Below are 26,098 nucleotides of genomic sequence, written 5' to 3'. Positions count from 1 at the left end.
CGCATGAAATCATTCTTTATAACAACTGCATTTTTGTTCATAGGCTGTATTGTATTTGCACAACAACGACCACCTGTTATAAGCTCACCTGATGTGAATGCTGATGGCAGCGTTACATTCAGGTATTATTCAAGAACAGCACAAGCCGTGGTATTGAAAGGCGAATTTCTTTCTGCGCCTCTTCCATTTGTAAAAGATACCTCGGGTGTTTGGTCAGTTACAGCAAAAGATATTAAGCCCGACATTTATCCTTACAGTTTTAACGTCGATAATGTTGAGCTGGCTGATCCAAACAATACGTATGTTTTCGCCAATGAACGTTTTAAAAGAAGTATTCTTGACGTGCCGGGCAAAACGCCACTGGTTCATTCCTTGCAAAATGTACCACACGGAAAGATCAGTTACCGTTATTATAATTCCGCAACATTAGGTACCACACGTCAATTGCTGGTGTATACACCGCCGGGATTCAATACAAACAGTAAAACAAAGTATCCTGTCTTATATCTCATTCACGGTGGGTCTGACACCGAAGAAACGTGGACTAAAGTTGGCAACGCAAACTTCATTGCAGATAATCTCATTGCGCAAAGCAAAGCGGTGCCCATGATCATTGTAATGCCTTATGGAAATGTTCGGCCCAAGCCAATGCCCGACTTCACAAAAGATGTGATCAATGATATCATTCCTTTTATTGAAGCAAACTATCCTGTGTATACTGATAGTAAACATCGTGCAATTGCAGGGTTCTCCGTTGGTGGTGGGCAAACGCTCAATATAGGTTTAACCAACACCGATAAGTTTGCTTATGTCAGCTCGTATGCTCCGTTTACAGCAACAGAAGAGTTTCAGAAAAACTTTGCCAACTATTCACCAGATGCTGACAAAATCAATCAACAGTTAAAACTCTTTACAATCAGTGTAGGTACAGAAGATTTTTTATACGAACCAGTAAAAAAGAATATCGCCCTATTTGAAGAGAAGAAGATCAAACTAAAAAGCTACATCGTACCCGGCGGGCACACATGGATGAATTGTAAATTGTTTTTAGCTACAACACTTCAGGAAATTTTTCGATGAGCAAAAACAAACACTTCTTAACCATCATAAAACAAGTAATATGAAAATAAAATCAATCGGTATGCTGGCAGCAGCACTTGTTGCAAACAGCATAGGCTTTGCACAAACAACCATAATAGAAGATTTTAAACCATCTCCATTTAATCAACCATTTCAGGCATACCCACAGGTAAACTCACAAGGGTATGCAAGGTTTAGAATTCATGCTCCCAATGCAGACAGTGTTCGGGTTAGTCTTGGTCTTGGTGGACAAGGAGGCACAAAATTATTGAAGGCAGATAGCGGTTATTTTATTGGCACTACTGCAGGTCCAATGGATGAAGGTTTTCATTACTATCGGGTAAACGTTGACGGTGCTACGTTTAATGATCCCGGCACCGGATTTTTTTATGGATCACAACGTTGGGAAAGTGGCATTGAAATCCCTTCTAAGGACCAGGATATTTATGCATTGAAAGATGTGCCGCATGGCAATATGCAGCACATCATTTTCCCATCGAAAAGTACCAACACCCAAAGGGCAGCAGTTGTATATACTCCTCCCGGTTATGATAAGGACAATACCAAATACCCTGTGCTATACCTGCAACATGGTTGGGGCGAGAATGAAACCTCATGGGCTGTGCAGGGAAAAACAAATCTCATCATGGATAATATGATCGCATCAGGAAGAATAAAACCTTTTATTGTTGTGATGACATATGGTATGACGAATACCGGTATGCCAATCGGTCGCAGACCAACGCCACCACCTCCTCCAGCTGGTACTACTACTCCTAATCCTGCACCTCCTGCAGGCGGAGGAATGGGTGCACAAGGCATGGTTGCTACTGGAATTACTGCTGGTGAAATAACAGGGGTAGGCGCATTTCAAACTGTGTTACTCGATGAATTAATTCCATACATCGATGCACATTTCCGCACAAAAGCCAACAGAGATAATCGGGCGATGGCTGGTTTGTCGATGGGTGGTTTTGAAACGCATACTATCACATTGGCAAAGCCGGAAGTATTTAGTTACTGGGGATTATTAAGTGGCGGCAATTACACTCCTGCGCAACTGGAAGGTAAAATGAAACCAAAATTTATTTTCATTTCTTATGGAAGTAAAGAAACCCGTGGCGCTGAAGGATTATCTAAAGTAGAAGCAGATTTAAAAGCTGCAGGTTATAAAGTGGCTACCTATGTTTCACCCGGCACAGCTCATGAATTTCAAAGCTGGCGGAGAAGTTTATACGAAATGGCACCATCTCTTTTTAAATAAGATAGTAACGATAAATGAACAACCTTCGAATCTCTCAACAAAGTCAACGTTTCTTACTACTGATATCGTTAACTGCATGTGCATTGATATGTTCATATAAACATGCGGATGCACAGCCCCCAAAAAACAAGCAAAAGAATACTGCACCTGCGTACAAAAATATTTTTAAACAAGCCGGGTATAAGCAGGCTGATATAGATGCAAAGATTGAAAAAGCATACCATGATCTGTTTGAAAGTCAGCAGGGAATTTATTTCAACGTGGGCGATACCATGGGCTATGTTTCTGATCTGAAAAATCATGATGCAAGAAGTGAAGGTCTTTCATACGGTATGATGGTGGCTGTGCAGATGAATAAAAAGGAAGTGTTCGACAAGATTTGGCGATGGACGAAAAAATATACACAGCACCAGGAAGGACCGAGAGAAGCATACTTTGCCTGGAGCATTAATCCGCAAACATTAAAACGCAATTCGCAAGGATCTGCATCAGATGGAGAATTGTATTTTGTAACAAGCCTTCTATTTGCAGCAAACAAATGGGGCAATAACACGGGCATCAATTATTATGGTGAAGCACGCCGCATACTAGATGCCATGTGGAAGAAAGATGGCACCGGAAATATTTTTCATGTCATCAACAAAGAACACAAGCAGATCAGTTTTGTTCCGGAAGGCAATGGTTACTCATGGACAGATCCTTCGTATCATCTTCCTTCCTTTATGGAAGTATGGGCCATGTATGCAAAAGATGGTCATGAAGATTTTTATAAAGAATGTGCTGATACGTCGAGAGCGTATTTGCATCGTGCTTGTCATCCCGTCACCGGTTTAAATCCGGACTACAGTGAATTCAGCGGAGCTCCACACAATACAAGATGGATACCGGTTGCATTTCGATACGATTCATGGCGTGTGCCCATGAATATTTCAATGGACTATGCATGGTACAAAAAAGATGCAGCATGGCAACTCAATTATGCAAAACGTATTCAAACATTCTTCCGTTCAAAAGGCATCAACAGCTTTGAAGATCAGTTCAACATGGATGGCACAAGGCCCGATTCTATTTTACAGGCAGGAGGCTTTAAAAAACTTCGTCACTCAATCGGACTTGTATCTACGCTGGCCACAACAGAAATGATCTATTCAGAAAATAATCGTTACGATTTTGTACATGCATTGTGGAATGCAAAGTTAGAGCCATATGAAGATGGCTATTTCGATCCTTACTACGATGGCTTATTGTATTTATTCAGCTTGCTGCATTTGAGCGGCAAATATCAAATCATAAAACCGGTTAATTAAAGCAGATAAATTTCGATCATGATAAAAAAACTATTTAGTGTTGTTATTATAATCAGTTCTTTCTTACACCTGAAGGCACAGGAAATACTGAAACAGATGCCGAAAGGTTATGATGAAGTGCGTACAGAAAGTGCAAAAGGAAAAATTGATACCATCACTTATAATTCAAAAACAGTTGGCGTAAACAGAAGAGCACTTGTTTATACTCCACCGGGCTATTCAAAAAAGAAAAAATATCCTGTGTTGTATTTACTGCATGGTATTGGTGGCGATGAAAAAGAATGGCTCAACGGAGGAAAACCACAGGTGATTCTTGATAACCTCTATGCTGAAGGGAAGCTGCAACCAATGATCGTTGTTCTGCCAAACGGCAGAGCGATGAAAGACGACCGTGCAACCGGCAACATCATGGCACCGGATAAAGTGCAAGCCTTTGCAACATTCCAGCAGGATTTATTAAATGATCTAATTCCTTTTATTGAAAAGAAATTTTCTGTTTATAGTGATCGGGAAAATCGGGCTATTGCAGGTTTGTCAATGGGCGGTGGACAATCATTGAATTTCGGATTAGGCAATCTCGACAAGTTTGCATGGGTGGGAGGCTTTTCATCTGCCCCGAATACGAAGTTGCCGAATGAGTTAGTGCCTAACCCGGAAGCAGCAAAACAAAAACTAAAACTCTTGTGGATTTCATGCGGTGATAATGATGGTTTAATCAGTTTCAGCAAACGTACTCATGATTACCTGCGTCAAAACGATGTACCACATATCTATTATATTGAACCAGGTGTACATGATTTCAAGGTTTGGAAAAATGGATTGTATATGTTTTCGCAATTCCTTTTTAAGCCGGTTGATGCATCAAAGTTTTCTAAATACACCATACTGGGTACAGCCGCAGCAAGTAATATACGTTCAGCAAAATATCCGCAAATACTACCCGATAGCCGTGTGATGTTTCGCATAAAAGCTCCTGATGCACAAAAAGTGCAAATTGATTTAGGCAAGAAGTATGACATGCAGAAAGATACCGGAGGCTATTGGATCGTTACCACCGATTCAATCAGTGAAGGATTTCACTATTATTCATTGATCATTGATGGAGTTGCAGTAGCTGATCCTGCAAGCGAAACATTTTATGGTATGGGACGCATGGCAAGTGGTATTGAAATTCCATTTAAAGGTGATGGTTATTATGCGTTGAAAGATGTGCCACATGGTGATATCCGCATTAAAAAATATTATTCTGCAGTTACACGTTCATGGCGTCAATGTTATATCTATACACCGCCGGGTTATGATGCAAATACAACCATTAAGTATCCTGTTCTCTATTTATTACATGGGGGTGGCGAAGATGAACGTGGCTGGGCTACACAAGGTAAAACAGATATCATCCTTGATAATTTAATTGCTGAGCAAAGAGCAAAACCCATGATCATTGTCATGATGGATGGCAACGTTTCAGCAGGTGGCCCGGGTGGTTTTGGCGAACAGGCCTTGCGTGTTTTTGAGAATGAATTAAAGCAAACGCTTATTCCTTTCATTGAAAAAAATTATCGTGTTGCAACTGATGCAAACAACAGAGCATTGGCCGGTTTATCAATGGGTGGTTTGCAAACATTGCATGCAGGTGTAAGAAATACTGACCTGTTTTCTTATCTCGGTGTATTCAGTTCAGGATGGTGGAGTAATCAACCTGTGCTTTCCAATCCACAATATGAATACATGAAAACAAATGCAACCACCATCAATAATAATGTAAAACAATTCTGGATCGCAATGGGCGGTAAGGAAGATATTGCTTACAACAATTGCAAGATCATGCTTGCAAAATTTGATGAGCTGAATATTAAATATAAGTACAGCGAATATCCCGGTGGACATACATGGCCGGTATGGCGTAACAACATTTACAACTTTGCACAATTGCTCTTTAAATAATACGAACTATAGAATGAAAAAATTAATTGTAGCTGCATTTATCCTGGTTTCAACCTGTACAAGCGCTGTTGCACAGGATCCAAACTTTTATATTTTCCTCAGTTTTGGTCAATCCAATATGGAAGGCTATGCAAGAATTGAAGCGCAGGATACAGTGAATGTTGATCCACGCTTTAAAGTATTAGAGGCAGTTGATTGTCCGGCAATCGGCAGAGAAAAAGGAAAATGGTACACTGCAATTCCTCCGTTATGCCGTTGCAGAACCGGCCTTACACCTGTTGATTATTTTGGAAGAACATTGCTGGCGAACCTGCCGGCCAATGTAAAGATCGGAGTGATCAATGTTTCGGTTGGTGGTTGTAAGATTGAATTGTTCGATCGGGACAATTATCAAACATACACAGCAACAGCGCCAAACTGGATGATGAATGCATTGAAAGAGTATGATGGAAATCCTTATGGACGTTTGGTTGAAATGGCAAAGCTTGCACAGATGGAAGGTGTGATCAAAGGAATTTTATTACACCAGGGTGAGTCGAACACAGGTGATACAACGTGGCCGAAAAAAGTAAGCATGGTATATAAAAATTTGCTCAGCGACCTTCAGCTCAATGCAAATAATGTTCCGTTGCTGGCGGGTGAGGTAGTGCATGCAGAACAGGGTGGTGTATGCGCAGGTATGAATAATATCATCAATCAATTGCCTGCTGTTATTCCAACTGCACATGTTATTTCATCGAAAGGATGTGCCGATTCACCGGATAATCTTCATTTCAATGCAGAGGGCTATCGTGAATTTGGAAACCGTTATGCAGAAAAGATGCTGGCGATACTTGGTTATAAACTCAGCAAATAAATACATCCTTCAGGTCAAAGTAAACAATCGAACTAAATATAAATCGAAAATGAAAAAACTACTTACAATTGCAATAACAGTAATCATTGGATCAGCAACTGCCTTAGCACAAAATCCCATTATCAAACACGTTTTTACTGCAGATCCTTCGCCAATTGTACACAAAGGCACTTTATACTTATACACTGGACATGATACTGCATCGGTAACTGCTACCAATTACAAAATGCCCGACTGGCATGTGTTCTCTACAACCGACATGAAGAACTGGAAAGATCATGGTGTATTGCTTTCACCTCATACTTTTTCGTGGGCTACAGGCGATGCGTATGCAGCGCAGTGTATTGAACGGGATGGAAAATTTTATTGGTTTGTTTCAACGTTTCATAAAAAAGACAGTGTAAGTGGTGGTGGCGCAGCAATTGGTGTTGCCGTATCTGACAAACCAACAGGCCCTTTTAAAGATGCAATTGGTAAAGCACTTGTAGTTAACGAAATGACAACGGATAAAAAACATTCATGGGACGATATTGATCCTACCGTAATGATCGACGATGATGGACAAGCTTATATGTATTGGGGCAACGGAAGTTGCAAATGGGTGAAGTTGAAAAAAAATATGATTGAAATTGATGGCGGCATCAATGTGGTGAGCATTAAAAATTTCATTGAAGGTCCATGGATTTACAAACGCAAAGGATGGTACTATCTTGTTTATGCAAGCGTTGGCACCAAACCTGAAATGATTGAATACTGTATGGCCAAAAGCCCAACAGGGCCATGGGAATACAAAGGCATTATACAGGAAAATGTACCGAATAGTTTTACGACGCATCCCGGCATCATTGATTACAAAGGCAAATCGTATTTCTTTTATCACAATGGTACTTTGCCAACAGGTGGCAGTTACAGGCGGTCGATTTGTGTTGATTATATGTATTACAATGAAGATGGAACCATTCAAAAAATCATTCAAACTACAGAAGGGGTGAAACCTGTTAAGTGATCGTAATTAGTTTTTGAAAATATCTTTCGCAGAAATATCGATATAAATGAACAAAAATTTTCTTTTAGTCTTTGGCGCACTTGTTTGCTGTCTTAATTTATTTGCACAAACAAATCAGGCCATCAATCCTGTTATACATGCTGATGTTCCCGATCTGTCAATGATACGTGTTGGCAACAACTATTACATGAGCAGCACCACCATGCACATGAGTCCTGGTGTGCCTATAATGAAATCAACCGATCTCGTTAACTGGAAACTGATCGGCTATGCATATGACACATTGGTGAGCAATGATGAAATGAATCTTGTAAATGGAAAATCTACTTATGGTCGAGGTTCGTGGGCCAGTAGTATCCGTTACCATAAAGGCACGTACTATGTTTCAACATTTGCTGCTACAAGTGGAAAAACGCATATCTACAGTACGAAGAATATTGAAAAAGGGCCATGGAAAGCTATTACGTTCAAACCTGACCTGCATGATCACTCTTTATACTTTGATGACGATGGCAAAGCATACATGATCTATGGCAACAGAAAATTAACGCTGGTTGAATTAAAAGATGATCTGTCGGGCATTAAAGAGAACGGTATCAAACAGGTGATCATTGAAGATGCAACCCAACCCAGCCAAAGCGTTGGACAAAGTGGTTTGGGTGAAGGCTCGCAGTTGTTCAAAGCAAACGGCATGTTTTATCTTTTCAACATCACATGGCCAAGAGGAGGGATGCGTACAGTGGTGATTCATCGTGCAAAAAAACTTACCGGTCCATGGGAAGGTAAAATTGCATTGCAAGACCTTGGTGTTGCACAAGGTGGATTAATTGATATGCCCGATGGCAGATGGTTTTCATATTTGTTTCGTGATTATGGAGCTGTAGGTCGTATTCCATATCTTGTTCCTGTGAAATGGGAAGATGGTTGGCCTGTGCTCGGTGAAAATGGGAAAGTGCCTTTAACACTCAACTTACCTGCGAGCAAAGGATTGATTCCCGGCATTGTTGTTTCTGATGAATTCAATCGCATAAAAGCTGAAGCTGCTCTTCCACTTGCGTGGCAATGGAATCATAATCCTGATAATCGTTTTTGGTCTGTTACAGCACGAAAAGGTTTTTTACGCTTAACAACTGGTAGAGTTGATACAAGCTTTCTTTCAGCAAGAAACACATTAACACAAAGAACGATTGGCCCTGTTTGCACAGGTGTTACAGCATTGGATGTATCAAACATGAAAGATGGTAATGTTGCCGGATTTGGTCTTTTGCAAAAGAATTATGGCCTGGTGGCTGTTAAAGTAACAGGAGGAACAAAAGTGATTGTCATGATCAATGCAAGTACCGGGAAGCCTGTTGAAGCAGAAAGTATTCCTTTCAATCAAACAACAGTACACTTTAAGGCTGAGTGCAATTTTACCGATAGAAAAGATGTGGCAGATTTCTTCTATAGTCTTGATGGGAGAACCTGGAAGCGAATTGGAACTCAATTAAAGATGGCTTACACTCTTCCGCATTTTATGGGTTATCGTTTTGCATTGTTCAATTATGCAACGAAGCATGTGGGTGGGTCTGCCGACTTTGATTATTTCAGAATCAGTGATACAATATCTAAAAGTGAGTAACAATAAAGCGTGAATAAGGATCATCATTCACCTTAAATAAATTGAAATGAAAAAAATTATTACAGCTTGCGTGAGTTTGCTGATTTGTGCAAATAGTTTATTTGCTCAAAATCCTTTTATCAGAGATCAATTTACTGCCGATCCATCTGCAAGAGTCTTTGGCAACAGAGTTTATGTTTATCCATCGCACGACATACTTGCAACAGAAGGTAAAGGCCGTGTAGGTTGGTTTTGCATGGAAGATTATCATGTGTTTTCATCGGATAATCTAACTGACTGGACTGATCATGGGATGATCGTAACCCAAAATAAAGTACCATGGGTTAGACCCGATAGTTACAGTATGTGGGCGCCTGACTGTATTGAACGCAATGGTAAATATTATTTCTATTTCCCAACAGCAGCAAAAGATACGGTTGCGTACGGACGAGGATTTACTATCGGTGTGGCAGTGGCCGACAAACCTGAAGGGCCATATATTCCGCAAGAAACACCTATAAAAGGAGTGCGGGGCATTGATCCAAATGTGTTTATTGATAATGACGGACAGGCATATCTCTATTGGTCGGCAGGAAATATTTATGGTGCAAAGTTGAAAGCAAATATGCTGGAGCTTGATTCGGAAGTGAAAATATTAGGTGACTTGCCAACAAAAGGTTTGAAAGAAGGTCCTTACGTGTTTGAGCGCAATGGTATTTACTATATGACCTATCCACATGTTGAAAATAAAACTGAACGCCTGGAATATGCAATTGGTGATAATCCATTTGGGCCTTTTAAAATTGTAGGGGCTGTTATGGATGAATCGGCAAGCGGTTGCTGGACCAATCATCATTCGATTATCCAGTTTAAAAATCAATGGTATCTTTTTTATCATGATAAAGACTATTCTCCAAGGTTTGATAAAGCAAGGTCGATACGGATAGATAGTTTATCATTCAATGCAGATGGAACGATCAGGAAAGTAATACCCACGCTACGAGGCGTAGGAATTACAAAAGCAACTTCACAAATTCAAATCGATAGATATACGCAATTAAGTACGGATGGTAGCTCCATTGCATTTCTTGATACGATGAATAGGTTTAAAGGATGGGAAACAATTTTTGCTAAACCGGGAGCTTGGTCGCAATACAACAAAGTTGACTTTGGAAGCAAGCCGTTAAAATCAGTAACAATTAATGCAAGATCTGTTGATGGCGGCATATTAGAAGTACGCATTGACAATTTAAACGGGCCGGTCATTGCTGAAATTAAAATTCCTAAAAGTAATGAGTGGAAATTGATAGAAGCGCCGGTATTAAACTATAAAGCAGGAATTAAAAATCTGTTTGTGATTTTAAAGAATGGCACCCAAACCGGAACAGATTGGATAAGTTTTAAATAGACTCGAAGAAGCACAACTACTTTTAATCTGCAAGCTGTTGTGTTTAAAAAAATTGCGGGACGATCTCTAATTGATTCTGCAACGATATCAGTCACAAAATGACTGAGTTTTGAAACAGTACGAAGGCCGCTTTCCAGCGGCTTTCTTTTTAACATCAGTGATGGTAATTGATTCATTTGCGATACAAACTCTGTGTTACAGAATTTTAATGCACAGGAACCGCCTTCCTGCTAGATCCCAGGTGTTAGCAAGCAATTCAATATTTTATTACTCAGGTGCAGTCTTAAGAAAGTATCTATCTGTTTTCCTAACTTATATACCTTCGGGTAGTTCTTCATAATACTACTTAGTGAGTAGTTCAGTGAGCATGTTTTGAAACATTTTACAAGGTATTGATCGTCATCATATTTTGGGACTGGCTCGAATCTAGTCGTCCCGACAATTAAAAAAGCTTCACAGCAATGTGAAGCTTTTGTTTTTATATCGCATCTGTTTCTTTTATTTTTTCAGAGTCAGCGTTTTTGCATTTTTCTGTGCCAGCAATGCCAGCTCTGTTGCAAGAAAACAATGGGCTTGGCTCATGGCAGTTTCTGTACGGTTCAATACATCATCCACTAACAACGGACCAAAGGGTAGTGCTTCGTTGTTGCAATCCATGTGAAGCATTTCTTTTTTATTGACGAGGTATAACTGATTACCGCCTTTTTTACCTGAAACAATATCAATGTTCTTTCGCACTTCAATGGTTCCTTCTGTTCCCATAATGATCAATCGTCCATCGCCCCAGCTATCTAAACCATCTGGTGTAAACCAATCGACACGGATATAACCCACGCCACCATTACCACTTAGCATCACATCGCCAAAATCTTCAAACAAAGGAGCTTCCGGGAAATGCACATTGCCTACCTGCGACATCAATACTGTTGCTTCAGTTGAGTTGGTAAAATGCAAATACTGATCAAACTGGTGCGAGCCAATGTCAGTTAAAATTCCACCATAACGTTTTTTGTCCCAGAACCAATCCGGCCGCACGGCCAAACCCGAAGTACCATATTTATTGCTGATCCTGTGTGGCGCTAAATTGATCGTTTGTATTACATTGCCAATTGCACCTGCTTTTACTAACTGACTTGCTTTTTCTGTGCCTTTGTTTTCCAGGCGCTCACTATACATAATAGAATAGATGCGTTTGGTTTCTTTCTGCACTTTTTTTACAGCAGCTAATTGTTCGAGGCTGATGATACCCGGCTTATCTGTTAAATAATCTTTGCCGTGCTGCATTACACGAATACCTAATGGTGCTCTTTCATCGGGTATGCCTGAGCTCAACACAAGTTGTATAGAAGGATCTTCTAAAATCTCTTTTTCGCTTTTTGCCAGTTTTGCTTCGGGGTACGCTTTTGAAAATGCTGCAACTAAATCTGCTTCTTTAGCATATAACGCAACCAATTCTCCACCACCTCTTTTGATAGCATCCGTCATACCATAAATATGCGGATGGTTGATATTAATAACTGCAAATCGGATGCGGTTGGGAGCGGTAATGATCTCTTTTTGTTTTGAAGAAGACTTGACCGTCTTAAAATTTTCCATCATCGGCGTCATGAAGAGTAAGCCCGATGCTTTTACAGAGTCTTTTAGAAACTGTCGTCTGTGTTTTGTTTCGTTATTCATTTGGCAAGTAGTGGTTTAATTATTGTTTGCTAAAAAATATAACATTGAAAAAAGGAGTTAACTCAACAAGAATGTATTATACAGTAGAAGCTATAGGAAGCAAATGCTACAGCGAATCTCTTAACACTAACGAAAAAGGAACTTCTGCCCGTTTCGGCTCACCTTTCAAAACAACTTCGGCAGCCATTTCGCCCATACGTTTAAAATCGGTAGATATCGTGGTGATGCCATTCAGGATAAAACGTTTCCAGGGTGTTTCGTTGTACGAAATAATACCAATATCTTTTCCAACAACAAGATCGGTCTCCTTTATTTTGTCGAGTAATACAACCAAATCATCTTCCATCAGGTTAATATATACTTCACCTTCCTTAATAGGCTCTTTTGCTATTTCATGTACCACTTTATAATTGAAAGCGTATTCCATGCAAAAATGTTCAAAGCCACGTAATATTTCATCGGGGAAATAAGTGTACGAAGGAAATACCAATTTAAGGTTCTGGTAATTGCTCAGCTTTGGCAGCGCATCTTTCAATGCATTGAACAGATCCTTTTCAAAATTTTCATACACTGCTGCATAATCCCGTTTAATGCCGGTTATCAGTTTATCTAACAAGATCAACTGTCCATCGGTAATTTCATTAATTACTTCGTAGGCATTTTCGCCACCTTCAAGAAAATGGGGGATGATTACATAATGCGTATAACCTTCTTTACGGTTTTGCAGCAGCTTACGAAAGAGGGCATAATCATTATTGTAAATATAAAAGTCTATGGCAGCTTTATCACCAAGGGTTGCCACAAATGAATCGTAAATAAGCTTCTTATGGGAGCTTAGCTTGTTGAAGATGAGAAACACCTTTACATCCTGCCGTATGTCGGTTTTCGAAATAAAATAACCCTTGCCCGGTACCGAACCCACCACACCAAGTTGTTTCAACTGGCGGTAAGCTTTTTCTGCAGTATCTCTTGCTATGCTTAATTCAAAACTAAGATCGTTGATGGAAGGCAACAGGTACTCTTTTTGAATTTTGCCCATTTCAACCGCCTTCAGAATGGAGTTTACAATTTGTACATACTTGGGGGTAATGGACTGCTCATCTATTACGATATGGCGGTAAATATTGTCGCTCATAAACAGGGTTTGTAGGCAATTATAATCGGTAAGGGATGTAAATGTACAGTTTATGACCGAACCAAATGCGGCTTCACTTTTTCTTCAGCTCAGGATAGTACATGACGGAATTTATGCTGTTGCGAACTACTTTTATCTTTTCATGTCTTGCCATATAAATCAAGGATTACAATGCAGGTATTATTAGGCGTTATTTTTCACTTCATCGGCGGTTTCGCATCGGGCAGTTTTTACATTCCTTATAAAAAGGTAAAAGGTTGGCATTGGGAAAGCTACTGGATTGTTGGTGGTTTATTCTCCTGGCTCATTGTACCTCCAATTGCTGCGTATTTAACCATTCCCGGTTTTGGCGATATCATCAGCGGAGCTGCAAGTTCGGCTTTGGCACTCACTTTTATGTTTGGTGTACTGTGGGGCATCGGTGGTTTAACCTATGGCCTTGGGGTGCGTTATCTCGGCGTATCGTTGGGCAGCAGCATCATCCTTGGGTTATGCATGGTGTTCGGCGCATTGATTCCCGCTATTTATTACGATTTTAATCCTGTTGCAGGAAAAGATACATTCAGCGCAATGGTTGGCTCTACCTGGGGTTTAACCATTATTGGCGGTTTATTGGTTTGTGTTCTCGGTATCATCATTAGCGGTAAGGCAGGTGTGATGAAGGAGAAAGAACTGAAAACTTCGGGCACTGATTCGCATGGTGCGGAAACAAGCACCGAATTCAAATTCGGTTTGGGTATGTTCGTTGCCATTGTTTCGGGTGTGTTGAGCGCCTGTTTCAATTTTGGTTTGGAAGCAGGGCAGGAAATGGCAACTGTTGCCAACGATGCATGGAAAGCCGCCAACCCCGGCGAAGGCGAATTCCTTTACCGTAACAATGTTATTTATGTAGTGTTGCTTTGGGGTGGGTTAACTACCAACTTCATCTGGTGTATGATCTTAAATGCACGCAACAAAACCTTTGGCGATTATACCAATCAAAAAGCACCCTTATTTAAAAACTATCTCTTCTCCGCATTGGCCGGTACAACCTGGTTCCTGCAGTTCTTCTTTTACGGAATGGGCGAAAGCAAATTAGGAAACGGTCCCAGTTCATGGATCTTACACATGGCATTTATTATTCTTATTGCCAACATGTGGGGGCTTGTGTTGCGTGAGTGGAAAGGCGTAAGTAAAAAAACCATAACAACCATAACAGTAGGCATTGTCATCATTATCCTGTCGGTATTACTGGTAGGACGTGGTAACAGCCTCCATATATAATAATCAACTGAAAAGAACAGCGTATGTCAGTAGCAACTAAGAATTTTAAACATGTAAGCTATTTGTGGGATGATGCAAAGGCTGCAGAATTAGCCGGTGATGAAGTGGCTTTATTAGTATATCGCTCCAACCTGTTGGGTGCCGATCTTCGTTTAACCAATTACGGTGGTGGTAACACTTCGTGCAAGGCCATGGCAAAAGATCCGCTTACAGGTAACGAAACGGAAGTGATGTGGGTGAAGGGTAGTGGCGGCGACCTCGGTACCATGAAGCGTAACGGTTTAGCAGCATTGTATGTTGATCGCTTGCGCAGCTTAAAAAATATCTATCGTGGTATTGAACACGAAGATGAAATGGTAGAACTCTTCAACCATTGTATTTATGATCTTGCTTCAAAAGCTCCATCAATCGATACACCGTTACATGGCTTCCTTCCGTTCAAACACATCGACCATTTACATCCCGATGCTGCCATTGCAATTGCAGCTGCAAAAGATGGCGAAAAGATCACTAAAGAATTATTTAACGGAACCATTGGTTGGGTAAAATGGCAGAAGCCCGGTTTTGATCTTGGTTTGCAATTGAAGCAATGCTTAGATGAAAACCCCGGCATCCGTGGTATTATGCTCGGCTCACATGGTTTGTTTACATGGGGCGATACCGCTTACGAATCATACATAAACACACTGGAAGTAATTGAGCGTTGTGCAGAATATTTGCAGGATAACATCAGCAAACAAAAAGCAATATTCGGTGGTGCAAAGATCGAATCATTGCCGGAAGCTGAACGTAAATCGCAAGCAGCTGCATTAGCACCTGTACTCCGTGGTTTCTGCTCATCGCAAAACCGCATGATCGGTCATTTTACCGATGATGCCCGTGTATTGGAATACATCAACTCAAATGATCTTGATCGTTTGGCTCCTTTGGGAACAAGCTGTCCCGATCACTTCCTTCGCACAAAAATTTCTCCGCTTGTATTAAATCTTGAAGCCGGAGAAAGCCTGAGCGATGTAAAAGCGATCAAAGAAAAAATTGCGCCTCTGTTTGAAGCATACCGTGCCATGTACACAGAGTATTATAATACCTGTAAGCATCCAAACAGTCCGGCTATTCGTGATACAAACCCTGTTGTAATTATTTATCCGGGTGTTGGTATGTTCACGTTTGCAAAAGATAAACAAACCGCACGTGTAGCAGCAGAATTTTATATCAATGCCATTAATGTAATGAAAGGTGCAGAAGCAATTTCTGAATACACTTCATTACCTCGCCAGGAAGCTTTCAACATTGAGTACTGGTTGCTCGAAGAAGCAAAGCTGCAACGTATGCCTAAGCCGAAAGCATTGAGTGGTAAAGTTGCGTTGATTACCGGTAGCGGTGGCGGTATTGGCAAAGCCATTGCAAAACGTTTTGCTGAAGAAGGCGCATGTGTGATCCTGAACGATATGAACGCAGAACGTTTAGCTGAAGCAAAAGATGAATTTGTAAAACAGTTTGGTAAAGATGTGGTAGCTGCCGATGTATTGGATGTTACCAAAGAAGCTACCATCCTCGATACACTTACAACATCTGCACTGGCATTTGGCGGTGTTGATATTGTGGTGAACAATGCAGGTTTGTCCATCTCTAAATCAATCGAAGATCATACCGAAAAAGATTGGGATATTCTATACGATGTATTGGTAAAAGGCCAGTTTGTGGTAACACAAAAAGCGGTAGAAGTAATGCGCAAACAGGGTATTGGCGGCGATGTATTGAACATCGTTAGCAAAAACGCATTGGTAAGTGGCCCGAACAATGCAGGTTATGGATCTGCAAAAGCAGCACAACTGCATTTATCAAGATTGAACGCTGCAGAATTAGGCAAGGATAAGATCCGTGTAAACGTGGTTAATCCTGATGCGGTAATTGCAGGCAGTAATATCTGGAGTGGTGGCTGGGCCGAAGGTCGTGCCAAAGCTTATGGTATTACTGTTGAAGAATTACCGGCTTACTATGCAGGTCGTACATTATTAAATGAAATCATTTTACCGGAAGATATTGCAAATGCCTGCTACGCTTTTGTTGGCGGCTTATTAGGCAAATCAACCGGTAACGTATTAAATGTGGATGGCGGTGTTGCCAACGCATTTGTACGCTAAGATTTTTTGTTCATAATCAATAGTTGACGGGTTGGTAGTTCCCTATCGACCCCTTTTTTTAACTTCACACAACATTTAAACTTGCTTTATGATTCTCGATAAAAACAGGATTGCTGAATTTAACGGATTGCATGCATCTGCTCACAAACGCAAATTCGATTTTCTTGCTTCCGAAATAAATAATGTTGAAGATGTGCTGCAAAAGCTTATCGATTTCCAGGTAGCCATTCCCAGCTGGGCTTTGGGTACAGGTGGTACACGTTTTGGCCGTTTTGCAGGCGCCGGCGAACCTGGCAGTCTTGAACAAAAATTAGAAGATGTTGGTTTGCTGCATGCGCTCAACCAATCGAGTGGTGCAATCTCATTGCATATTCCCTGGGATATTCCTGAGAACTATGCTTCTATTAAAGCACAGGCTGCACAACTTGGATTGCAGTTCGATGCAGTTAACTCTAACACGTTCCAGGATCAGAAAGACCAGGAGTTGAGTTATAAATTCGGTTCACTGCAACATGTAAACAAAGCAGTTCGCAAACAAGCCATTGAACATAACATTGATGTAATTAAACATGGTGTGGAACTTGGCTCAAAATCACTTACTGTTTGGTTAAGCGACGGTAGCTGTTTTCCAGGCCAATTGAATTTCCGTAAGGCATTTCAAAATACACTGGAAAGCTTACAGGAAATTTATGCAACACTGCCCGAAGACTGGAAAGTGTTTGTTGAATACAAAGCATTTGAACCCAACTTCTATTCAATGACAGTAGGGGATTGGGGACAATCATTACTGTATGCAAACAAACTTGGTCCGAAAGCGTATACATTGGTAGATCTTGGTCATCATCTTCCCAATGCCAACATCGAACAGATTGTTTCGTTGTTGCTGATGGAAGGTAAACTGGCAGGTTTCCATTTCAACGATAGTAAATATGGTGATGATGATTTGACCGTTGGCAGCATCAAACCTTATCAACTGTTCTTAATTTTTAACGAACTGGTTGAAGGAATGGATGCAAGAGCAATGGATCATGCAACCGATCTTGGTTGGATGATTGATGCAAGTCATAATGTAAAAGATCCGCTGGAAGATCTGCTGCAATCTGTTGAAGCCATTATGCTGGCTTATGCACAGGCATTAACTGTTGACAGAAAAAAACTCAACGCAGCACAGGAAGCGAACGATGTTGTAGCAGCACAGGAAATTTTACAAAATACATTCCGCACCGATCTGCGTCCATTGGTTGCAGAAGCAAGATTGCGCAGTGGTGCAGCATTGTATCCTTTACAATTCTTCCGTGATCAGCAATTGCGTGCTGAATTGATTAAAGAACGTGGAACTAAAACAATTGCAACAGGTTTATAATGACAAAGCTTCCGGTTATAGCAATTTTTGATATTGGTAAAACCAATAAAAAGCTATTGCTGTTCGATGAACATTATAAAGTTGTACACGAAGAAAGCACACAACTGGAAGAAACAGCAGACGAAGATGGCTTTGCATGCGAAGACGTAACACTGCTTACCAATTGGGTAAAAGAAACGTTTGAAAAAGTTTCGCAAGACGAACGTTTTCAAATAAAGGCAGTCAACTTCTCGGCATATGGCGCCAGTTTTGTTTATCTCGATAAAAACAATGAAGTCATCCTCCCGCTTTACAACTACCTCAAACCTTATTCACCCGAGTTACAGAAATTTTTCTACGATACATATGGTGGAGAGAGTATGGTTTCGAAAGAAACCGCATCTCCGGTTTTAGGTAATCTTAATTCGGGCATGCAGCTGTACCGTTTACGTTACGAAAAACCGGAAAAATTTGCACAGATCGCATACGCATTGCACTTACCACAATATCTCAGTTTTGTATTAAGCGGCAAACTGCATACCGATATAACCAGCATTGGATGCCACACCAATCTTTGGGATTTTCAGGAAAAAAGATACCACGAGTGGGTAAAGGCAGAAAGCATTGCAGAGAAGTTTGCACCCATTTTAAAAAGTGATGCCATTGCAGGTTATACAGAAGAAAAAATTCCTGCAGGTGCCGGTTTGCACGACAGCTCATCGGCATTAATACCTTATCTCGCTTCATTTCATGAACCGTTCGTACTACTTTCAACCGGTACATGGTGCATAACGTTGAATCCGTTCAATCATTCGCAACTGAGCGATCTTGAATTGCATCAGGATTGTTTGTGTTATCTTTCGTACGAAGGCAACCCTGTAAAAGCATCCCGTTTATTTGCAGGTTACGAACACGAACAGCAAACCAAACGTTTGGCAGAATTTTTCAATGTACCAAACGATCATTATAAAACTGTAGAATACAACCCGGCGATTGTTCAAAGCATCATCGAAACAAAAACATTTGCAAAAACAAGCGATGATGATGTAATGATCAAAGAATCGGCTTTTGCCAACCGTGAGCTGTTACAGTTCAGCAATTACGATCATGCTTATCATCAATTTATTGCTGATCTTATAACACAACAGGTGTACAGCACCAATCTTGTGTTGAAAGGCACTAAAGTAAAACGCATTTTTGTAGATGGCGGTTTTGGAAAGAACCCCATCTTTATGCATATGCTGGCAGACGCATTTACAGATGTTGAAGTGTTTGCGGCATCGGTTGCGCAAGCTTCATCGTTGGGTGCAGCACTGGCTTTTCATAAAAACTGGAACACAAAAGCATTACCAACCGATATCATCGAGTTGAAATTTTATGCTGAATCAAAGCAATAAAGTGCCAATCGTATAACACTTGTTATAAAAGATAATCACATAGTTTTGCTTTGCGAATACAGATGATCCTTGATAAATAACATCTGTAAATCATTATAAAGGACGTAGAGATGAAAGTTGGATTATTTATTCCCTGTTATATTGATCAGTTTTATCCGAATGTAGGTATTGCAACATTGCAGTTGCTGGAAAAACTGGGGTGCGATGTAAGTTTCCCTCTCAATCAAACCTGTTGCGGTCAGCCGATGGCCAACAGTGGTTTCGCTTCACTCAGCAAATCATGCGATAAAAATTTTGTGTCAAACTTCCGTGGCTTCGATTATATCGTTGGGCCGTCGGGTAGTTGTGTGTTGCACTTAAAAGAACATCTGCATGATGAGCAACATCCGGGCGAAGCAGAACATATCCGCAAACATGTGTACGAGCTCACTGAGTTTTTAGTAGATGTGTTGAAGGTTGAAAAACTCAACGCATCATTCCCTTATAAAGTTGGGTTGCATAACAGTTGTCATGGTCAGCGTGGGTTACATCTTTCATCTATGAGCGAACGCAATCTTCCTGCATATTCCAAACCGCAGCAACTGCTCAACATGGTAAACGGCTTGGAATTAAAGATGCCAACACGCAGCGACGAATGTTGCGGTTTTGGCGGAACGTTTTGTGTGTTTGAAGAAGCGGTGAGTGTGAAGATGGGGAAGGATCGTGTGGCGGATCATCAACAAAACGATGTGCAATACATTACCGGTGGCGACACCAGTTGCCTCATGCATTTAGAAGGAATTTTAAAACGCAACGGCAGTAAAGTGAAAACCATTCATATTGCAGAAATTTTAAACAGCAACGCATGAGCCACAACAGTACAATGAAGCATGCCGAAGCTGCTGCAAACTTTATTAAAGACGAGCCACGTACTAACTGGCACGATGAAACGCTTTGGTTTGTTCGCCAGAAAAGAGATAAAGCCGCACATGGTTTACCCGAATGGGAACAGTTGCGTGAATGGGCTTCGCAAATAAAACAACACACACTTTCCAATCTCGATAACTATTTACTGGAGTTTGAACGCAACGCCAAAGCAAATGGTGTTACGGTGCATTGGGCAACCGATGGTGCTGATCATAACCGTATCATTTACGATATCATTCAGAAAAACAACATCAGTAAGATTGTTAAGAGTAAAAGCATGCTTACGGAAGAATGTGGTTTTAATGAATTTCTGCATGCAAAAGGAATTGTAACAGTTGATACAGATTTAGGCGAACGCATTGTGCAGTTGCGTAACGAAGCACCAAGTCATATTGTATTACCTGCTATTCACTTGAAGAAACAGGATGTGAGTGATACGTTTCATGAACATCTCAATACTGAAAAAGGAAATAACGATCCGCAATATTTAACAGAAGCTGCACGTCAGCATTTGCGTGAAAAATTTATTGAAGCTGAACTGGCCATCACCGGTGTAAACTTTGCCGTTGCAGAAACAGGTGGTTTTGTTGTTTGCACCAACGAAGGCAATGCCGATATGGGTGCACATGCTGCACCAATTCATATTGCCTGTATGGGTTTTGAAAAAATGATTCCGAAAGCGGAACATCTTTCTGTGTTTTTGCGTTTGTTGGCACGCAGTGCAACGGGCCAGCCCATTACAACTTACTCCAGTCACTTCATGAAACCGAGAGAAGGGCAGGAGATGCACATTGTGATTGTTGATAACGGCAGAAGCAGACAACTTGGTCGTGCCGATTTCAGAAATTCATTGAAGTGCATCCGTTGTGCTGCATGTTTTAATACTTGTCCGGTTTACAGAAGAAGTGGCGGACATAGTTATCATACTGCAGTTGCAGGTCCTATCGGTTCTATTCTTAATCCAAATATTGATATGAAAGCAAATGCTGATCTTCCGTTTGCTTCTACACTTTGCGGCAGTTGCAGCAATGTATGCCCGGTGAAAATTGATATACACGATCAGTTGTGGAAATGGCGACAGGTATTAGTGAGTGAAGGTTATGTTGATTCAACAAAGAAGGCTGGATTGAAAGGAATGGCTTTTTTATTGGCAAGACCTGGGCTGTATCGCTTTGCTGGAAAGATGGGAAGAAGCGTGATGCGTTTATTTCCGTGGATCGTGAACAACAAACTCAATCCCTGGTATAAACAAAGGAAAATGCCTGCGCCACCCAAACAAAGCTTCCGTGACTGGTATCTTCAAAACAAGAAACAATGAGTGCAAGAGAATCGATACTGAAAAATATTACTGCCAATAAACCACAACTTGTGGAACTTCCTGCAATTGATTTGAATGACGTTATTCAATACAATGATCTTGTACAGCAATACAAAACCGTATTGCAAAGCATTGGCGGTGGTACGGTTGAATTGCAGGAGCTTTCTTCACTGCAAGAGGAGTTTGCAACAAAGAAAGCCAATGGCGATTTTGTGGTGAATCGTATTGAAGCATTGGGCGAAGTAAGTGATTCGCTTAACACATTAACCGCAACTGATCTTGCAGCTGTTGATACAGCTTACATTAACGGCAACATTGCCGTTGCGGAGAATGGCGCTATCTGGTTGTACGAAAGCAATATGGGTAATCGTTTGTTGCCTTTTATATGTCAGCACTTGGTGATTGTTATTGAAAAGAAAAACATTGTGCCAACCATGCATCATGCCTACAATCAACTTGAAACTGCAAAAGAAGGCTTTGGTGTTTTTCTTGCAGGCCCATCGAAGACAGCAGACATTGAACAATCACTGGTAATTGGTGCACACGGTGCAAGAAGTTTGATCGTGCATATTGTTGGATGACAGAATCACAGATGACACGGATTTTAGCTGATTATACACTGATTTAATCCGTTTTCATCCGCATCAATCTGTGTCATCCGTGTTTCTATTTTTAAGCACACATTCGTTAGGGTTTTTATTTTCCTCCGCTAACAATCTTTCTGTTTCTTTGCGGCAATTATTGTTAACCCTTAATTGATTGTTTATGCGCTTTTTGATTGCTGTATTTCTTCTCGTTTCATTGCATACAACTATTAGTGCACAGGTTGGTATTACAAGTCCCGATAAAAAAATAACTGTACAGGTTTCTGTAAACAAAGAAGGAGCTATTAAGTACAGTGTGCATCATCTCGAAACAGAAGTATTGCGTACTTCCTCACTCGGTATTCAAACAGCAACGGTTGATTTTTCAAAAGGAAATAATCTCTTAGGCGCAACACCGGTACAGCAGGTAAACGATTCATACAGCTTATTGCATGGCAAGAAGAAACAAAGCATTTACAAAGCCAACAAACGCATCGTACAATTTAGAAACAGCAATGGTAAATCGCTTGACATTATTTTCCAGGTATCGAACGATGCAGTTGCTTTCCGTTATCAATACAAGGAAGGAAATAATTTTACCGATAACATCACAAATGAATTAACCAGCTTTCATTTTCCATTAACAGCAAAGGCATGGTTACAGCCGATGCAGGTTTCAAAAACAGGATGGGAGCAAACCAATCCTGCGTATGAAGAGCATTATGTGCAGGATGTTGCAGTAGGAACAAAATCACCTTCTGCAGCAGGATGGATCTATCCTGCTTTGTTCCGTTCAAACGATGTGTGGGCACTCATCACCGAAGCATCATTGGAAGCAGGCGATTGTGCCACACGATTAAAAGCTGAATCTCCTGATGGTGAATACTGCATTGGCTATCCCGATCCACGTGAGATCATTACCGGCAAAGGTTTGTTGCCAACTTTTCAATCAACTTATACCTCGCCTTGGCGCATCATCACTGTTGGAAGTTTGGCAACCATCATCGAATCAACTGCAGGAACTGATCTTGCAAAATCATCAACCATCAAGAACACTGCATTTGTAGTGCCGGGTAAATCATCATGGAGCTGGATCAACTCAAAAGACAATTTCATTGTGTACGATGAGCAGAAGAAATATGTTGATTTTGCATCAGCTATGAAATGGCAGTATTGTTTGATTGATGTAAACTGGGATACCAAGATCGGTTACGATAAAATGAAAGAACTGGCCGATTATGCCAAAACAAAAAATGTGAGTTTACTGTTGTGGTATAATTCTGCAGGCGATTGGAATACGGTGAAATACACACCAAAAAACTTATTGCTTACTGCGGAAAGTCGTGCAAAAGAATTTCAGCGATTGAAAGAGATGGGCATCAAAGGTGTGAAGATCGATTTCTTTGCAGGCGATGGTCAATCAGTAATTGCTTACTATCTTGATATTTTAAAAGATGCAGCGAAGTATGAACTGTTGGTGAATTTTCATGGAGCCACATTGCCAAGAGGATGGAGCCGTACCTATCCGCAGCTGATGACTACAGAAGCCGTACGTGGTTTTGAAATGGTAACATTCGAACAACCTGATGCTGATAAACAGGCTACACATTGCGCTATGCTTCCGTTCACACGCAACGCATTCGATCCAATGGATTTTACTCCGATGAACCTGTATAAAATTCAAAGCAAGGTGCAGCGCAAAACAACCGCTGCATTTGAATTGGCAACATCGGTCTTATTTCTCTCCGGTATTCAACATTATGCAGAATCACCCGAAGGCATGCAGCATGTGCCCGAAAACATTCAACAGTTTTTACGTACGTTGCCCAACACGTGGGATGAGGTAAAATTCATCGATGGTTTCCCCGGTAAATATGTGGTGATCGCAAGGCGTTCGGCAAATAAATGGTACATCGCCGGTATCAATGGCGATGCAACCGCCAAGACCATTCAGCTCGATCTTTCTTCATTTAAAAAGAAAGCTGCAAAACTGATCACTGAAGCAGAAGGCGAAAAACTGTTTGCTGAAAAACAGGTGAACGCAAGAAAAACACAAACCATTACCATGCCTGCGGCTGGTGGTTTTGTGGTTGTGTTGGAGTAACAGTATTATTTTCCGCAAATACGTTAGTGCAATATTTCATTCGGGAATTTTATTTATTAATTTGAACGGATGGCAAAAGGCGGAACGGTTTACATAATAAGTAGTTTAAACAATACAACTATTTATACAGGCGTAACCAGCGACCTTTTAGTTAGAGTGCAGCAGCATAAGAACAAAACCAATCCCAATTCCTTTACAGCCACGTACAATTGCATAAAGCTGGTTTACTATCAATTTTACGAAACGATAGAAGCTGCAATTGAAGAAGAAAAAAGAATAAAAGGCGGTAACAGAAAACAAAAGGAAATGCTCATCAGTAGAATGAATCCTGAATGAAAGGATTTATGGGAAGATATTAAAGACTGGTGATCACATTGCAAAAAACATTGTTATAGGAAAGTCAGCTCATAGAGGCTACGTCATTGCGAGGAACGAAGCAATCTACCACAACCAAACAGATTGCTTCGCCAAACAACAGGGCTCGCAATGACGCTACGATTGTTGCATTCTTCGTAGTAATACTCTACATTCACCCGCCCAATCATAAGAATCAACTGGAAGGATTGGGAAGACATTTAAACAGGCAATGCCATTGTAAAACATTCAAAGGCAAAATAAGTCAGCCATAGAGGCTTCGTCATTGCGAGGAACGAAGCAATCTACCTCAACCAAACAGATTGCTTCGCCAAACAACAGGGCTCGCAATGACGCTCCGATTGTTCATTCGCTTTTCAACAAACTCTATTCTCCCGCAGTTGTATTATACATCTGTTGAAATGCCAATGGCGTTTGTCCCGTAAACCGTTTAAAGGTTTTATAAAAGTTGGTAACGTTATTAAAACCGCTTTCGTAACAGATCTGCGAAATGGAAAGTTTGTTTTCAATCAACAATTTACTTGCATGCCCAACACGTAACTCATGCAAGAAGTTACTGTAGGTTTTACGTGTATGCACTTTAAAATACCGGCAGAAAGAATTGGGACTGATATTCGATACTTCAGCGATCTTCTTTAAACTGATCTTCTCTTTAAAATGTGCCAACGTATAAGCATACACCGAATTGATCTTATCCGTTGATTTCTGTTCCAGTTGTGTACTGAAGCCTGCAGATGATATCAGCTTCAGTTGTTTGCTTTGTGCAATCCGTCCTAATATCTGCAACAGCAACACTATACGGTCACTGTCTTTTGCTTCAAGCATCTGCTCCATCTGTGCAATCACAAACTGCCGGGTAGCGCCACTAATACTGATGCCACGCTTTGCTTTCTCCAGTAACTGTTTCAGCTTTTTATTTTCCGGCAATTCTAAAAAACGCTCACCCCAAAAATCTTCTTTAAAGTGGATCACATTCGATTGCGCCCTTAGCGTTTTACTCTTTTGAAAATACGCATCATCACATCGCCACAAATGGGGAAGGTTAGCGCCCACCAGTATCACATCATCTTTTTTAAACCGTTGAATGGAATCGCCGATAAACTGCAAACCTGTTCCTTTCTGAATATGCAGCAGTTCAATTTCCGGGTGAAAATGCCAGCGGTTATAGAAATACTGAACCACATCGTGCCGGATATTGAAACTCTGGTGCGGCCCTGTACTTACTTTGAGGAGATGCGGATTCATTACAGTATTTTATCACAAAATAACGAAATATGCCAGCAGGTTGCCAAAATAGTACAACACAAAGCCAATAAAAGTAAAAGCAGAAGACGGTCATTTGATTAATTTTACTTGCTTAAACTGCCGCTGTAAAAGCCGGCATTTCT

The 26,098-nt window shown here is 40.7% G+C and carries 20 protein-coding genes; 17 read left to right on the top strand and 3 right to left on the bottom strand.

Annotated features, from left to right (window positions below; all coding sequences use genetic code 11):
- The first annotated feature begins 3 nt into the window (after positions 1–3).
- The 8 genes from ESA94_RS00680 to ESA94_RS00645 are packed head-to-tail and all read left to right on the top strand — an operon-like array spanning position 4 to position 10,465.
- Positions 4–1,080, top strand: coding sequence for an esterase (locus tag ESA94_RS00680; RefSeq protein WP_129128940.1), 1,077 nt, complete (start codon positions 4–6; stop codon positions 1,078–1,080).
- Between the two features lie 40 nt (positions 1,081–1,120).
- Complete coding sequence (locus tag ESA94_RS21650; protein WP_240670945.1) at positions 1,121–2,344, top strand: alpha/beta hydrolase-fold protein; 1,224 nt, start codon at positions 1,121–1,123, stop codon at positions 2,342–2,344.
- A gap of 14 nt (positions 2,345–2,358) precedes the next feature.
- A complete protein-coding gene (locus tag ESA94_RS00670; RefSeq protein ID WP_129128939.1) occupies positions 2,359–3,651 on the top strand; it encodes a glycosyl hydrolase family 8 in 1,293 nt (430 codons plus the stop codon).
- A gap of 18 nt (positions 3,652–3,669) precedes the next feature.
- Positions 3,670–5,595 carry an alpha/beta hydrolase-fold protein gene (locus ESA94_RS00665; protein ID WP_129128938.1) on the top strand — a complete coding sequence of 642 codons (1,926 nt, stop codon included), beginning with the start codon at positions 3,670–3,672 and terminating at the stop codon, positions 5,593–5,595.
- A 13-nt stretch (positions 5,596–5,608) separates the two neighbouring features.
- The gene (locus ESA94_RS00660; protein WP_129128937.1) at positions 5,609–6,451 is read left to right on the top strand and encodes a sialate O-acetylesterase; all 843 of its coding nucleotides are present in this window, start codon (positions 5,609–5,611) and stop codon (positions 6,449–6,451) included.
- A 49-nt stretch (positions 6,452–6,500) separates the two neighbouring features.
- A complete protein-coding gene (locus tag ESA94_RS00655; RefSeq protein ID WP_129128936.1) occupies positions 6,501–7,457 on the top strand; it encodes a glycoside hydrolase family 43 protein in 957 nt (318 codons plus the stop codon).
- A gap of 46 nt (positions 7,458–7,503) precedes the next feature.
- A complete protein-coding gene (locus ESA94_RS00650; RefSeq protein WP_129128935.1) occupies positions 7,504–9,078 on the top strand; it encodes a glycoside hydrolase family 43 protein in 1,575 nt (524 codons plus the stop codon).
- A gap of 46 nt (positions 9,079–9,124) precedes the next feature.
- Positions 9,125–10,465 (top strand): family 43 glycosylhydrolase, encoded by a 1,341-nt coding sequence (locus tag ESA94_RS00645; RefSeq protein WP_129128934.1) that lies wholly within the window; start codon positions 9,125–9,127, stop codon positions 10,463–10,465.
- Between the two features lie 498 nt (positions 10,466–10,963).
- Here ESA94_RS00645 and ESA94_RS00640 read toward each other — a convergent pair whose 3' ends face one another.
- Both ESA94_RS00640 and ESA94_RS00635 read right to left on the bottom strand, forming a co-directional pair.
- Positions 10,964–12,142 carry a Gfo/Idh/MocA family protein gene (locus ESA94_RS00640; protein ID WP_129128933.1) on the bottom strand — a complete coding sequence of 393 codons (1,179 nt, stop codon included), beginning with the start codon at positions 12,140–12,142 and terminating at the stop codon, positions 10,964–10,966.
- Positions 12,143–12,248: 106 nt separating this feature from the next.
- Positions 12,249–13,277, bottom strand: a complete 1,029-nt coding sequence (locus ESA94_RS00635) for a GntR family transcriptional regulator (RefSeq protein ID WP_129128932.1) — start codon at positions 13,275–13,277, stop codon at positions 12,249–12,251.
- 171 nt (positions 13,278–13,448) lie between these two features.
- Between ESA94_RS00635 and rhaT the strand changes: the two genes are divergently transcribed.
- From rhaT to ESA94_RS00590, 9 genes are all read left to right on the top strand, one after another.
- Positions 13,449–14,540 carry an L-rhamnose/proton symporter RhaT gene (gene rhaT, locus ESA94_RS00630; protein WP_129128931.1) on the top strand — a complete coding sequence of 364 codons (1,092 nt, stop codon included), beginning with the start codon at positions 13,449–13,451 and terminating at the stop codon, positions 14,538–14,540.
- A 23-nt stretch (positions 14,541–14,563) separates the two neighbouring features.
- On the top strand, positions 14,564–16,684 hold the full coding sequence (locus tag ESA94_RS00625; protein ID WP_129128930.1) for a bifunctional aldolase/short-chain dehydrogenase: 2,121 nt from the start codon (positions 14,564–14,566) through the stop codon (positions 16,682–16,684).
- A gap of 88 nt (positions 16,685–16,772) precedes the next feature.
- Positions 16,773–18,047 carry a sugar isomerase gene (locus ESA94_RS00620; protein WP_129128929.1) on the top strand — a complete coding sequence of 425 codons (1,275 nt, stop codon included), beginning with the start codon at positions 16,773–16,775 and terminating at the stop codon, positions 18,045–18,047.
- Entirely contained in the window at positions 18,047–19,423 is a 1,377-nt protein-coding gene (locus tag ESA94_RS00615; protein WP_129128928.1) for an FGGY-family carbohydrate kinase, read from the top strand. The genes ESA94_RS00620 and ESA94_RS00615 overlap by 1 nt, the downstream gene beginning before the upstream one ends.
- A 110-nt stretch (positions 19,424–19,533) precedes the next feature.
- Positions 19,534–20,271: a (Fe-S)-binding protein gene (locus ESA94_RS00610; protein ID WP_129128927.1), complete on the top strand. Its 738-nt coding sequence runs from the start codon at positions 19,534–19,536 to the stop codon at positions 20,269–20,271.
- Positions 20,268–21,647, top strand: a complete 1,380-nt coding sequence (locus ESA94_RS00605; protein ID WP_205755882.1) for a lactate utilization protein B — start codon at positions 20,268–20,270, stop codon at positions 21,645–21,647. Before ESA94_RS00610 ends, ESA94_RS00605 begins: the two co-directional genes overlap by 4 nt.
- Positions 21,644–22,228 carry a LutC/YkgG family protein gene (locus tag ESA94_RS00600; RefSeq protein ID WP_129128926.1) on the top strand — a complete coding sequence of 195 codons (585 nt, stop codon included), beginning with the start codon at positions 21,644–21,646 and terminating at the stop codon, positions 22,226–22,228. The genes ESA94_RS00605 and ESA94_RS00600 overlap by 4 nt, the downstream gene beginning before the upstream one ends.
- A 184-nt stretch (positions 22,229–22,412) precedes the next feature.
- Positions 22,413–24,335 (top strand): glycoside hydrolase family 97 protein, encoded by a 1,923-nt coding sequence (locus ESA94_RS00595; protein WP_129128925.1) that lies wholly within the window; start codon positions 22,413–22,415, stop codon positions 24,333–24,335.
- A gap of 69 nt (positions 24,336–24,404) precedes the next feature.
- On the top strand, positions 24,405–24,671 hold the full coding sequence (locus tag ESA94_RS00590; protein ID WP_129128924.1) for a GIY-YIG nuclease family protein: 267 nt from the start codon (positions 24,405–24,407) through the stop codon (positions 24,669–24,671).
- Positions 24,672–25,076: 405 nt separating this feature from the next.
- Here ESA94_RS00590 and ESA94_RS00585 read toward each other — a convergent pair whose 3' ends face one another.
- On the bottom strand, positions 25,077–25,955 hold the full coding sequence (locus ESA94_RS00585) for an AraC family transcriptional regulator (protein ID WP_129128923.1): 879 nt from the start codon (positions 25,953–25,955) through the stop codon (positions 25,077–25,079).
- Positions 25,956–26,098: the final 143 nt, after the last annotated feature.

This window comes from Lacibacter luteus, assembly GCF_004118265.1.
GTDB lineage: Bacteria > Bacteroidota > Bacteroidia > Chitinophagales > Chitinophagaceae > Lacibacter > Lacibacter luteus.
Note: the sequence above shows the minus strand (reverse complement) of the source record. Positions and strands in the feature narration are given on the sequence as shown.